This window comes from Clostridium sp., from assembly GCF_036781005.1.
GTDB lineage: Bacteria > Bacillota > Clostridia > Clostridiales > Clostridiaceae > Clostridium_B.
Map to the genome: position 1 here is coordinate 36,318 of NZ_DAIQBT010000007.1, position 13,074 is coordinate 49,391.

Here is a 13,074-nt window from a genome sequence, read left to right on the forward strand (position 1 = left end):
GAAAAGGAGAAGAAAGTTCCTATGAAAAGATTTTATAAATATATTTGTACTTTATTAATATGTATACTCTTTTTAGGAGGATGTACTACTACCTCCGGGGATAAAAAAGAAATAGTTATCTGGTCACACCTTACAGATGCTGAAATATCAGAACTTAGGATTTTGGCAGACAAGTGGTCTGAAACTTCTGGCTACAAAGTTAAAATTCATTCTGATAAAGGAGATAACAGAGCCTATATAGAAGCGTCGGAGCGGGGGATGGAGCCAGATATAGAGTTTGGGGTATCTCATGACAGAATGGAAAAATTAAATAGTGAAAAACTGTTGGCAGAGGTTCCTGACAACTTAATAGATAGGAATAAATATGTATCTTCTTCCCTTGAAACTGTTACCTTTGGAAATAAAATGTATGGCATACCTATATCTATAGAAACCTATGGACTTTACTATAATAAGAATAAAGTCAAGAAGGTACCTGAGACTTTAGAGGAATTGATTTCCCAGGGGGAAAAGCTGGGATTTCAATATGATATAAATAATTTTTATTTAAGTTTTCCTATATTACAGGCCAACGGGGCATACATATTTAAAAAACAAAATGGAGGTTATAATGTAAAGGACACAGGATTGAATAATGAAGGGGCAGTTAAGGGATATACCATGATTAGAGATATGGTTCAAAAATATAAATTAATGCCTGAAAATATAGAAAGTATAACCGCCAGAAATAATTTTAAAAATGGGGAGACTAGTTTTTATATAAGTGGTTCCTGGGATTTGGAAGAGTTGAATAAATCGGGACTTAACTATGGCGTAGCAGCTTTTCCAAAATATAATGGAAAACAGATGATGTCTTTTATTACATCACAGGTGGTTTATGTAAGTTCAAAGTCAAAGCATAAGGAAAAAGATTGGGAGCTTGTAAAATATCTTATTGATAATTCCAAGGAAAAGCTATTTAATATAACAGGGAGAATTCCTCCTTTTAAGATAGATTATAATATAAAAGAAGTGAAAAATAGTGAAAAATTAAAAACATTTATAGAACAATCCAAATATGGAGAAGTACTGCCTAACGTATCTGAAATTCAGGCACTTCAAGATGCCAATAAGATAATGATGGAATTAACTTCAGGGAGAATAACTCCTAGGGAATGTGGCAAGAAGATAGAGAAAAATATACTGGACTTTATTGTGAAAGAAAAACAAAAATAAGAATAAACACAGGAACTACTTTAAATAGGGAGGTTGAAACAGTGTCACGGTTAAAAAAAGAACTGGTAAGTAAGATAGAGGATAAAAAAGCTAAATTAGGTGTAGTGGGGTTAGGATATGTAGGACTTCCGCTGGCGGTAGAGAAGGCAAAGGCAGGATACAAGGTTATTGGATTTGATGTTCAGAGTAAAAAAGTAAAGCTTGTAAATGAAGGACATAATTATATTGGAGACATAGTGGATTCGGATCTTGAAAAATTAGTTGAGTCAGGTTCTCTTAAAGCTACTACGGATTTTAGTTTTGTAGAAGATGTGGATGTGGTATCTGTGTGCGTTCCCACACCTTTGGATAGGTATAAGCAGCCAGATATATCTTATGTGGTGAATTCTGCAAAGAGTATTGCAAAGTATCTTCATAGGGGAATGCTTGTGGTTCTTGAGAGTACTACCTATCCTGGTACCACAGAAGAGGTGTTAAAGCCTATACTTGAAGAGAGTGGATTAAAATGTGGAGAGGATTTTTTTCTGGCCTTTTCCCCTGAAAGAGTAGATCCTGGTAATAAAAAGTTCAAGACTAAAAATACTCCAAAGGTTGTAGGGGGATGTACCAAGGAGTGTACGGAAGTGGCAGCAACATTATACAGGAACATATTGGAGGGTGAAATATATACTGTGTCCTCTCCTGCTGTGGCAGAAATGGAAAAGATACTTGAAAATGTATTTAGAAATATTAATATAGGTCTTGCCAATGAAATGGCAATACTATGTAAGAGAATGGGCATAGATGTATGGGAGGTTATAGATGCAGCTAAAACTAAACCCTATGGATTTATGCCATTTTATCCGGGACCAGGTCTTGGAGGACATTGTATACCGCTTGATCCTTCTTATTTATCCTGGAAAGCTAAAGAATATGATTACCATACCAAGCTGATAGAAACATCAGGAGAGATAAATGATCTTATGCCTGAATTTGTTGTAGATAATGCCATGAAGCTTTTGAATGAACACAAAAAAGCAATGAATGGTGCAAAAGTACTTATTATGGGAATGGCGTATAAAAAGGATATAGATGACTTAAGAGAATCTCCATCTCTTAAGGTAATAGATCATTTGGAGAAAAACGGGGCAGAGGTAATCATAAATGATCCTTATATTCCAAAGTTTAAATATAAGGGAAAGGTGTACTATACTATAGATTGGGAAGAAGTAATAGATGAATCAGATATAGTAATTATAACAACGGATCACAGCTGTTATGATTATGAAGGTATAGCAGAGAGAGCTAAAATAATTTATGATACAAGGAATGCTACAAAAAACGTAAAAAACAACAGAGATAAAATACATAAATTATAATCAATTATTTTTAAGAGGTGTTTTTATGAAAAAATTAAAATTTGCCATTATAGGTTGCGGCAGAATTTCCTATAAACATGTGGAGGCTTTAAGAGCTAATTACGAGGAAGCTGTTTTAGTGGCTCTATGTGATATAGTAAAAGAAAAAACGGAAAAGTTAAAAAGTGAGTATATAGAAAAATTGAAAAAAGATGAAAAAGTATCTCTTTATACTGATTATAAAAAGATGCTGGAATCAGAGGATATAGATGTGGTGACCATAGCCACTGAAAGTGGCTATCATTTCGAAATAGCTAACTACTGTATGGATAATAAAAAACATGTTATATGTGAAAAGCCTATGGCTCTTTCCTCAAAAGATGCACAGGAAATGATAGATTCCAGTGAAAGAAACAATGTTAAATTGTGTGTAAGTCATCAAAACAGATTTAATAAACCAATTCAGCAGCTTAGGGAAGCCTTGGAAGTCAATAGATTTGGAAAGCTGATAAATGGAACTGCAAGAATACTCTGGAATAGAAATATGGATTATTACAAACAGGCTCCATGGAGAGGAACATGGAAGCTTGATGGGGGAACCCTTATGAATCAATGTATACATAATATTGATCTTCTTCAATGGATGATGGGAGGAGAAGTGGATACCGTGTATTCCCAGTGTGACACTTTTTTAAGAGATATAGAAGGAGAGGATTTTGGAGCTATTATAATAAGATTTAAAAATGGTGCCATAGGAATAGTTGAAGGAAGTGCCTGTGTTTATCCTAGAAATTTGGAAGAAACTTTAAGTGTATTTGGAGAAAAGGGTACAGTATGCATAGGGGGGCTTGCAGTAAATAAAATTGAGACCTGGAAATTTAAGGATCATAAGGATATAGATGATGAAATATTAAAATCCCAGCAAGGAGATCCAGATACTGTATATGGATTTGGTCATATACCACTTTTCAAGGATATGATAGATGCTGTAAACCTTGGTAAAAACCCTCTTGTAGATGGAAATCAGGGAAAAAAGGCATTGGATATAATATTGGCTGCGTACAAGTCAAGAGTTACAGGAATGCCTGTAAAATTTCCTATAGGAGATTTTTCTACTATGGATATGGTTTCAACTAAAGGAAAGTAAAGTATATTTTGAGGTATGCAGTAAATTTAAGGAGGCAGGTCATGGGTGAAAATTATATATCGGATACTTCAAGGATTGGAGACAATGTAACCATAGGAAGATTTTCAGTTGTTGAGGATGAAGTGGTTATAGGAGATAATTGTGTAATAGGCCATAATGTTATAATACATAGAGGAAGTAAAATTGGAAAAAATGTAAGAATAGATGACAATACTGTAATAGGGAAGCAGCCCATGAGAAGCATAAACAGTATATTCAAAGACGAAGATAAACTTCCATATGCTGTGATAGATGATAATTGTCTCATAGGTGCAGGGGTTATAATATATTGTGGGTGCAGTATAGGAGAGCACACCCTCATTGCAGATTTGGCTACAGTGAGGGAAAATGTTACAGTAGGTGTCAAGACTATAATAGGCAGAGGGGCAGCTGTTGAAAATTTCTGTAAAATAGGTTCTAGTTGTAAGATTGAAACTAATGTGTATATCACTGCCTATTCACAGATTGAAGATAATGTATTTATTGCTCCGGGAGTTGTAACTTCAAATGATAATTTTGCAGCAAGATCTAAAGAAAGGTATAAGCATTTTAAGGGAGTTACTGTTAAAAAAGGAGGAAGAATAGGGGCACAGGCTACTATACTTCCGGGGAAAATTATAGAAGAAGATGGATTTGTGGCAGCGGGCAGTGTAGTTACAAAAAATGTAGAAAGTGAAAATATAGTTGCAGGAAATCCGGCAAAAAAATTAAAAAAAGTTCCAGAGGATCAACTTCTTAAAAATCAGCAGTGAATTTCACAAGGAGGGAATAAATGAAGATATTAACAGTGGTAGGGGCCAGACCGCAATTTATAAAGGCCTCTGCAGTATCAAATGTAATAAGGAAGTGTCATGAAGAAATATTGGTTCATACAGGACAGCATTATGATAAAAATATGTCTCAGGTTTTTTTTGAAGAGTTGAATATACCAAAACCAGATTACAATCTGGAAGTGGGTTCAGGGAATCATGGAAAACAAACAGGAACCATGCTTATAAAACTGGAAGAGATATATATAAAGGAAAAACCAGATTTTGTACTTGTTTATGGAGATACCAATTCAACTCTGGCAGGTGCTCTTTGTGCAAGTAAGCTTTTAATTCCACTGGCTCATGTGGAGGCCGGTCTTAGAAGCTTTAATAGGAAAATGCCAGAGGAGCAAAACAGGGTAATTACAGATACACTATCTAATATTTTATTTGTTCCTACAGAATCTGCTATTTTAAATTTAAAAAGGGAAGGCATTGAACAGGGAGTATATAATGTAGGAGATGTAATGTTTGATGCAATTTTAAATTTCAAAAAACTAGCAGAAAGTAAAGATCAGATCATTAAAAAGCTGGATTTAAAAGGAAAAGACTATATACTTACCACCATACATAGAGCAGAGAATACCAATTATATACACAGATTAAAAAATATAGTAGAAGCCTTAAATGAATGTGGAAAACCTGTAGTGCTGCCCCTTCACCCTAGAACTAAAAAATATATTATAGATTATGGATTGAAATTTAATGACAACGTAAATGTTATAGAACCTGTAGGCTATCTGGAAATGATAAATCTTGAAATGAATTCGCAGAAGATAGTTACAGACAGCGGAGGAGTTCAAAAAGAGGCTTTCTTTATGAAAAAACCCTGTATAACTATGAGAGATGAAACGGAATGGGTGGAAACTGTAGAGAATGGATGGAATATAATAGTAGGAACAGATAAAGATAAAATATTAGAGGGCATACTGAATTTTATACCAGACAGGAATCAGAAAAGTATATTTGGAAAGGGAGATGCTGCCGTTAAAATACTTGATGTGCTGAAAGGATAATTTCTACAAAAGATGTTTTGAGAAAGAGGTGAGGTTTTGTTTTTAGATAGATTATTGTATTTATTTATGTGTGTATACATAATATTGCTGCCATTATTAGGCAGTAATAAGGTAGCTGTAATGAGAATTCATATTACACCTTCAGATTGTATACTTGCTTTGATTATATTTATGTACATAGTAAAGTTTATAGCTTTTAAAAAGTGCAGAGAAAGATTTTTTTCTGGAATAAAAGATTTTTTTACCAATTATTTGACTATATTTATGAGTATATTGGTTCTTATAATGGTTATTTCCGTAGGCTATGCAGGAGAAAAAACAATAGCTTTAAGTGAAAGTTTCAGGTTTATATCTTACATAATATTATTTTTTATAATTAAATATGAATATAACAAGAAGCAGTTTTTAAATGGAATACTGGGGTGTTATATAGCTACAAGTGCTGTATTATGTTTCTATGGCATATACCAATATTTTACAGGTTTTGGCTTAAGTCAAAAGTTTGAGAACTATGAATATACCAAATTTAAAATAGCAGCCACCATGGATAATCCAAATAACCTAGCCGCTTTTTTGATATTGGCTATTTTTCCTATGGCTATGCTTAGTATATATGAAAAAGAGAAGATAAAGAAAAGTATATACATCTTACTGACAATTCTAATGCTCTTCAATGTAGCATTTACAGGTTCAAGAAATGCTATTATTGGAATAGTAGTGGGAATGGGAATATTAATTATTTTATATAGTTTTAAATTAATTGTGCCTCTTATTGTAATGGGAGTTGCAGCATTGTTTATTCCAGGTATAAAGGATAGAATTTTTGCCATAGGGGATCCGGTACAAAACCAATCCAGAATATACCTTTGGAGTATTGCAAAAAAGATGATAGTGGATCATCCCATATTTGGAGTTGGAAATGGAAACTATGTAAGTTTATATGATAAATATGTGGAAATATATCCACAGTACAAATTCTATGGATATACCAGATATCCATGTCATAATTCTTATTTAAAAGTTGAAAGTGAACTTGGAATTATAGGAGGCATATCCTTTGTGGCAGTGCTTGTTTCCTCTTTAATTCAGGTTAAAAAATTCATAAATACAGTGAAGGATGATTTTTACAAATATTTTTATACAGGATTTTTGGCTTCCATGATAGCATTTTATGTTATGAACTTATTTGATAATCTGTTCTTTGTACCTAAAACAACTGCTTATTTTTGGATATTACTGGCTGTATCTCAGGGAATGATGTATAGAGAAAAAAATAGCGGTATTTTTATTAAGTGAGTTTAATATAGGGGGTGAGAGATATTAAAGTACTTCAGATTATATCTTCAAATGATACCGGAGGAGGGGGAATTCATGTATTGAATCTGGCCCTTTACTCAAAAGATATATTTCATTGTATCATTGGAACTTTGGGAGAAGGAGAACTTTATAAAAGAAGTAAAAGCCTTAAAATAGATACAGTAAGCTTTCAAAAAAATTCACTGTATGGAAAGGACATATTGGATTATATAGTAAAAAATCATATCCATATTGTAAATTTCCATGGGGCAAATCCTTTTTTTCTCCACTGCCTTTTAAAAAATAACATAAAAATACCCACAATTGCCACACTGCACAGTGATTATAGAAAAGACTTTTTAAACAATAAAATTAAATATTTATTTTTCACTCCTTTAAGTTTCATAGGATTAAAAAGTTTTACAAATTATATATGTGTATCAAAGTATCTTAAAGATTTACTTGAGAAAAATAATTTTACAGGGAAAAAATTTATAGTAAGTAATGGAATGGATTTTCAACATACAAGCATAAGTTGCTCCAGGGAAAATATAAGAGAGAAATATTGTATTTCAGAAAGTGATTTTGTATATGTAAATGTAGCTAGGATGCATCCTGTAAAAAATCAGCTGTCTCTTATAAAAGCTTTTAGTTTTCTTGAAAAAGGCAGAGAAAATGTAAAGCTTATTATAGTGGGAGAGGGAGTTATGGAAGAAAAGTTAAAAAGAGAAATATTAAAATTAAAGCTGCAGCATAAAGTGATACTTACAGGATATAGGGAAAATAGCATAGATTTTATAAATGCAGGGGAAGTAGGAATTTTAACTTCTTTTAATGAGGGAGGAGCTCCCCCTATGGTTTTACTTGAAAGTGCTGCAGTAAAGAAATTTTTTATAGCCCCAGATGTGGGGAGCATAGGGGATGTAATTGGCAGGGATTTAATTTATCTGGTAAATCCCTTATCTGTAGAAGATATATATGAAAAGATGAAGTCGGCTTATGATAAAAGAAGAGAAATTGCCCTTATGGGGGAAATTTTATATAATAATACCATAGATAGATTTTCCATGAATAATTTTTGCAATCAGTATTTAGAAGCATATAATGAAATACTTTCAGGAAAATAGTTGGAGTGAAAATGATGACAGGAAAAAGAGTAATAAAAGGTTCAGCTGTAGTTATGATTTTGATAATCCTGGGGAAAATTTTAGCACTGATAAGAGATTCTCTTATAGCTGCGAAGTTTGGGGCAACCTATACTACAGATATATATAATTTTGCTCTTGGTATAGTGTATTTACTTACCACGATAAGTTATGGACTTACCACTACTTTCATACCGCTGCACTGGGAACGTATGCAAAAAGGAAGTAAAAGAGATAGAAATAATTTTGTGAATAATGTAATAAATATATCTTCTATTTTTACTATAATTTTAACTGTGCTGCTTATAGTGTTTTCAAAAGAAATAATATATGTTTTTGGACATGGATTTACATCCAGTAATTCAATATTTAATGAATCTGTGGAAATAGTTAGAATATTACTCCTGTCTTTGATATTTGTAACTCTTCAAAGTGTGGTTACCGGAGTACTTCAGTGCCATAAAAATTTTTATGAACCTGCAGCTATGGCACTTATGTCAAACCTGGTTTACATAATTTATCTTGTTTTTTTAACTTCTAAATATGGAATGAAAGGTTTTGCAGTAGCGACAGTATTAGGCTTTTTCATTCAATTTGCAATAAATCTGCCAAAGTATAAAAAATTAGGGTACGGGTATAAATTTGTACTGAATTTTAAAGATAAATATGCAGTTAAGATGTTTAAAATGATGATACCTGTAATTATAAGTACTTCATTAATTCAATTAAATGTATTTGTAAATAGATCCTTTGCAACCAATATATATTTTGGAGCGGTTACGGTATTGGATTATGCAAATAAAGTGAATACTCTGGCTTATGAGGTATTTGCCATTGGCATAGCTATGATAGTATACCCTACTCTTTCTGAATTGGCAGTTAAAAACCATACTCTGGAGTATAAAAAAGCCCTTTCAACTTCCATAAATGCTATAATGATAATAATGGTACCTGCGGCAGTTGCCATAGGAATACTAAGATATCCTCTTATAGATATAATTTTTAAAAGAGGAGCCTTTACTTTGCAGGCTGCCAATTTAACTTCAAATGCACTGCTTTTTTATTGCCCTGCCATGGTAGCCTATGGATTGAGAGATATTTTAAATAAGGCATTCTATTCTATTAAGGATGTAAAAACTCCAATGGTAAATAGTTTTATAGGTATAGTATTAAATATAGTTATAAACTTTTTTATAATAAAATATATGCAAGTTTCAGGATTGGCCTTGGCTACATCCATATCTGCAATTACAACCACCTTACTTATGATGTGGAATTTGGATAAAAGGTTAAAAGGTATAAAACTTTATAAAATGTTTGTGGGCTTTTTCAAGGTAATTATTTCATCAGGCATAATGGGCATAGCCATATACATTATAAATGATATATGCATAAGTGTAATCTCTTCTACAATGGGAAATTTAATTTCTATAGTAATGTGCTTCATATTTGGAAGTATAATTTATTTTATATGTTTATATATTTTTAGAGTTGAAGGGTTTTCATATTTAGTTAATCAACTTAGAATGAAAATTTCAAAATAATTATTATGTAAAGAAGGTGGGGGGAATTATAAAAAAACGTGTTTTAGAAATGGATGTAGTAAGGGTAGTATCTATAGTGGCAGTAATAGTATTACATGTTTCAGCTATTGTACTTTATAGATGCACACCCTATTCCACTACTTATGATATAACATTTTTTTTTAATCAGCTTTCAAGGTTTTCAGTACCTGCATTCATAGCTGTTTCAGGAATGGGATTAACTATAAATTATAAAAAGGATTCCAGTTATTCAGAGTTTATAGTTAAAAGGCTTTTAAAGATTGTACCCCAATACATATTGTGGTGTATTCTATATATATTAATAATAACTAAAAATTTTAATATATATAGCGATTTAAATGATATGGTATATGGAAATGTATTTTATCATTTTTATTTTGTGCCTTTGATTATAGAATTTTATATCATATTTCCTTTCATATATAAGTTTATAGGGAAGAGATGGTGGCTTTTTTTCAGTTTTTTCATCACAGTTTTTTTCCTGATATATTTTTATTATTTTAAAAGAGGAGCAGAAGAGTTATGGTTTTGGAATAAAAAAAATTTATGTTACTGGCTTTTTTATTTTTCGTTGGGGGGATATATGGGAAAAAATATTGAAATTATTTCGAAAAAGTTAAATAAATACAAATATATAATTTTAATCATGCTTTTATTATCAATATTTATAATACTTTATAATTTCATATCTGGAAATCAATATAATAAAGATATAGATTACATTACCACATTTCAACGTCCCGCAGTACTTGTATATTCTACACTATTTATATTATTTATATTTAGTTTAAAGTGGAAAAAAGGATTTTTTATGGATATAATAAAATATATATCTGGAGTCTCTTATGATATTTATTTATGTCAGTCGGGTATATTATATTTATATGGACAATACTATACAGAAAAATATGGTTCTATGGGAAATATACATTTTTTTTTAAGTGGTTTTATAGTTACATTTTTCGGTGCTATAGTTTTAAATAAATTAAAAAAAATATTATGAAATGTTACAAGGAGCGAAAGCAGGTGGATATATGCAGGCAGAAGATATAAAAATAGATTTAGATAAAGATATAAAATGTAGGAGCATGCAATTTTTTTTAAAAAGAATATTTGATTTCATAATTTCACTTTTGGGAATAATTGTGCTTAGTGTAGTGTTTATAGTATTGGCTTTGTGGATTAAGTTGGATTCAAAGGGACCTGCCATATTTAAGCAAGTGAGAGTGGGCAAAAATGGAAAAGAGTTTGTAATATATAAATTTAGAACTATGGTAGTGGATGCTGAGAAGAAGATGGTACTGGATATAAAACCTGAAAATTTAAAAAATTTTGTATTTCAAAGCAGAAGTGACAACAGAATTACAAAATCCGGTGCTTTTTTAAGAAAAACAAGTTTGGATGAAATTCCCCAGCTATTTAATGTACTCTTTGGAAGTATGAGTTTAGTGGGACCAAGACCCGAAATACCAGATGTGGTTAAATTTTATCCAGAAGCCTATAAACAAAGACTTTTGGTTACCCCAGGAATAACAGGATTGGCTCAAATAAGCGGCAGAGGGGAAATAGAACTTGGAAAAACTGTTTATTACGATTTGACATATATAAAAAATTTTTCACTATGGTCAGATATAAAAATTTTGTTTAAAACATTTTTCTCTGTATTTAAAAGTGAAGGAGCATTTTAATATGTTTACTAGAATATTAAAATTTGATGTATTTAATAGGAGTAAATTGGAATTTTTAAATTACATAGAGAGACTTTCAAAGGTTAATATAGTATCTGGCAATCCTGAAATACTTTATAGTGGACTTAATGACAGCAGACTTTTAAAGAGTTTTACCTCAGAAAATACTATAATAATTCCTGATGGATTAGGTACTGTATTGGCCTCTAAAATGGTAAGGTCCCCTGTAAAAGAAAAAATAGCAGGTATAGAAGTAATGGAAGCTCTGATAGAAAAATGTAGCAGGGAAGGAAAATCCATATATCTTTTGGGAGCCAGGCAAAATATATTGGAAGATTGTATCAAAAATTTAATAAACAAATATCCTGACTTAAATATAGCTGGAAGTCACAATGGATATTTTGATTTGGATAATTGTGAAGATATTATTTATGATATAGATAAGAGTGGAGCTTACATACTCTTTGTGGCCATGGGTGCACCAAGACAGGATATTTTTATAGCAGATAACATGAATAGACTTCCCTGCACCATATATATGGGAGTAGGAGGAAGTTTTGATGTTTTTTCAGGAAAGATAAAAAGGGCACCTAGCTGGATGATAAAATTAGGGCTTGAATGGCTTTACAGAGTTTTCAAGGAGCCTTGGAGGATAAAAAGACTTTCTTCAATACCTAAGTTTTTATTAAAGGTAATGCTCTATAATAAAAAGTTTAGTTGATACTTAGTATTTGGCAAATCAGAGGTTCAGGTGGAGTTTGCTGTGGAGAAATATTTATCTACACCTGGACCTTAGAGAGCTTTTAATTAAATTTTATTTAAGTTTTCCAGTATATACCCTTTTTCTTTCCACTCTTTTATTACAGAATCTAGTATTTCAGAATTTGTTTTTGAAACTGCATGAAGTAAAACAATAGCTCCATTGTGGGTTCTGCGGCTTATCATTTTTTTACATTCCACAGGGGAAGGCTGCCTTTTTACATTCCAATCATTATAGGCAAAACTCCAAAAAATTGTTTTATAGCCTAATTTTTTAGTGTAGAACAAGGATAATTCGCTGTATTTTCCCATAGGAGGTCTGAAAAATTTAGGCATTTTTTTACCTGTAATTTTTTCATAGGTATCCTCTGCTACAGTAAATTCTTGTTCAAATTTTACAGGATCTTTTGCAGTTTCTGCCATAGAAGGGTGATGTGTAGAATGATTACATACAAGATGGCCTTCTTCCACCATTCTTTTTATAAGTTCAGGATGGTCTTTCATATAAGGGGTAGTAACAAAGAAAGCTGCACTGACGTTATTTGACTTTAATATATCTAATATTTTGGGAGTATATCCATTTTCATATCCTTCATCAAAAGTCAAATAAAGTACTTTTTTAGAGGTATCCCCCAAATAATATGAAGAATATTCATTTAAAAGTTGTAAAATTTCCTCTGGTTCTTCAGAAGGAGTGCCCCTATTGTTAGGTTTAAAAAACCAATTTTTTTCACTTCTGTCTAATTTGGATATATCCAAATTTTTTAAATTTTGAGGGCTATTATCAGACTCACCCGTATTTAAATTTTTATTGACAGTTAAAGTATCACTATTTTTAGAAATAACCTTGTGTTTATAATAATTTTTTGTATTAAAAAAACATAGAAAAATTATACATAATAGAATTATTGATGTAAACTTTTTTTTCATTACTATCACCTACCTTACAATATATATTTTATGGTATACTTAATCGGATATCTTATACTTAAAATTTACAGGAATAATTTCAATTATCAGGTACATTGAAACAGCTATAATTGAAACATAATTTACAT

General features: G+C 31.3%; 12 protein-coding genes. 11 read left to right on the forward strand and 1 reads right to left on the reverse strand.

Going from position 1 to position 13,074, the window contains the following annotated elements; genetic code table 11:
- The first annotated feature begins 21 nt into the window (after positions 1 to 21).
- From V7Q02_RS04230 to V7Q02_RS04280, 11 genes are read left to right on the forward strand one after another with little or no spacing between them, the layout of a single operon-like run.
- Positions 22 to 1,215 carry a sugar ABC transporter substrate-binding protein gene (locus V7Q02_RS04230; protein WP_333859736.1) on the forward strand — a complete coding sequence of 398 codons (1,194 nt, stop codon included), beginning with the start codon at positions 22 to 24 and terminating at the stop codon, positions 1,213 to 1,215.
- Between the two features lie 41 nt (positions 1,216 to 1,256).
- Entirely contained in the window at positions 1,257 to 2,573 is a 1,317-nt protein-coding gene (locus V7Q02_RS04235; RefSeq protein WP_333859819.1) for a nucleotide sugar dehydrogenase, read from the forward strand.
- Positions 2,574 to 2,598: 25 nt separating this feature from the next.
- Positions 2,599 to 3,699: a Gfo/Idh/MocA family protein gene (locus V7Q02_RS04240; protein WP_333859737.1), complete on the forward strand. Its 1,101-nt coding sequence runs from the start codon at positions 2,599 to 2,601 to the stop codon at positions 3,697 to 3,699.
- Positions 3,700 to 3,740: 41 nt separating this feature from the next.
- Positions 3,741 to 4,490: an N-acetyltransferase gene (locus V7Q02_RS04245; RefSeq protein ID WP_333859738.1), complete on the forward strand. Its 750-nt coding sequence runs from the start codon at positions 3,741 to 3,743 to the stop codon at positions 4,488 to 4,490.
- A gap of 20 nt (positions 4,491 to 4,510) precedes the next feature.
- Positions 4,511 to 5,563, forward strand: a complete 1,053-nt coding sequence (gene wecB / locus V7Q02_RS04250; RefSeq protein ID WP_333859739.1) for a non-hydrolyzing UDP-N-acetylglucosamine 2-epimerase — start codon at positions 4,511 to 4,513, stop codon at positions 5,561 to 5,563.
- Between the two features lie 36 nt (positions 5,564 to 5,599).
- Positions 5,600 to 6,859: an O-antigen ligase family protein gene (locus V7Q02_RS04255; protein WP_333859740.1), complete on the forward strand. Its 1,260-nt coding sequence runs from the start codon at positions 5,600 to 5,602 to the stop codon at positions 6,857 to 6,859.
- A gap of 14 nt (positions 6,860 to 6,873) precedes the next feature.
- The gene (locus V7Q02_RS04260) at positions 6,874 to 7,986 is read left to right on the forward strand and encodes a glycosyltransferase family 4 protein (protein WP_333859741.1); all 1,113 of its coding nucleotides are present in this window, start codon (positions 6,874 to 6,876) and stop codon (positions 7,984 to 7,986) included.
- Between the two features lie 14 nt (positions 7,987 to 8,000).
- Complete coding sequence (murJ, locus tag V7Q02_RS04265; protein WP_333859742.1) at positions 8,001 to 9,548, forward strand: murein biosynthesis integral membrane protein MurJ; 1,548 nt, start codon at positions 8,001 to 8,003, stop codon at positions 9,546 to 9,548.
- A 49-nt stretch (positions 9,549 to 9,597) separates the two neighbouring features.
- Positions 9,598 to 10,572, forward strand: coding sequence for an acyltransferase (locus V7Q02_RS04270; RefSeq protein WP_333859743.1), 975 nt, complete (start codon positions 9,598 to 9,600; stop codon positions 10,570 to 10,572).
- 31 nt (positions 10,573 to 10,603) lie between these two features.
- Complete coding sequence (locus V7Q02_RS04275) at positions 10,604 to 11,257, forward strand: sugar transferase (protein ID WP_333859820.1); 654 nt, start codon at positions 10,604 to 10,606, stop codon at positions 11,255 to 11,257.
- 1 nt (position 11,258) lies between these two features.
- Entirely contained in the window at positions 11,259 to 11,978 is a 720-nt protein-coding gene (locus V7Q02_RS04280; protein ID WP_333859744.1) for a WecB/TagA/CpsF family glycosyltransferase, read from the forward strand.
- Positions 11,979 to 12,064: 86 nt separating this feature from the next.
- Here V7Q02_RS04280 and pdaA read toward each other — a convergent pair whose 3' ends face one another.
- Entirely contained in the window at positions 12,065 to 12,946 is an 882-nt protein-coding gene (pdaA, locus tag V7Q02_RS04285) for a delta-lactam-biosynthetic de-N-acetylase (protein ID WP_333859745.1), read from the reverse strand.
- Positions 12,947 to 13,074: the final 128 nt, after the last annotated feature.

Bases quoted from the DNA above. Each gene is read 5' to 3' on its own strand.
- V7Q02_RS04230 (WP_333859736.1), top strand. From the start codon at position 22: ATGAAAAGATTTTATAAATATATTTGTACTTTATTAATATGTATACTC.
- V7Q02_RS04240 (WP_333859737.1), top strand. From the start codon at position 2,599: ATGAAAAAATTAAAATTTGCCATTATAGGTTGCGGCAGAATTTCCTAT.
- V7Q02_RS04245 (WP_333859738.1), top strand. From the start codon at position 3,741: ATGGGTGAAAATTATATATCGGATACTTCAAGGATTGGAGACAATGTA.
- wecB (WP_333859739.1), top strand. From the start codon at position 4,511: ATGAAGATATTAACAGTGGTAGGGGCCAGACCGCAATTTATAAAGGCC.
- murJ (WP_333859742.1), top strand. From the start codon at position 8,001: ATGACAGGAAAAAGAGTAATAAAAGGTTCAGCTGTAGTTATGATTTTG.
- V7Q02_RS04270 (WP_333859743.1), top strand. From the start codon at position 9,598: ATGGATGTAGTAAGGGTAGTATCTATAGTGGCAGTAATAGTATTACAT.
- V7Q02_RS04275 (WP_333859820.1), top strand. From the start codon at position 10,604: ATGCAGGCAGAAGATATAAAAATAGATTTAGATAAAGATATAAAATGT.
- V7Q02_RS04280 (WP_333859744.1), top strand. From the start codon at position 11,259: ATGTTTACTAGAATATTAAAATTTGATGTATTTAATAGGAGTAAATTG.
- pdaA (WP_333859745.1), bottom strand. From the start codon at position 12,946: ATGAAAAAAAAGTTTACATCAATAATTCTATTATGTATAATTTTTCTA.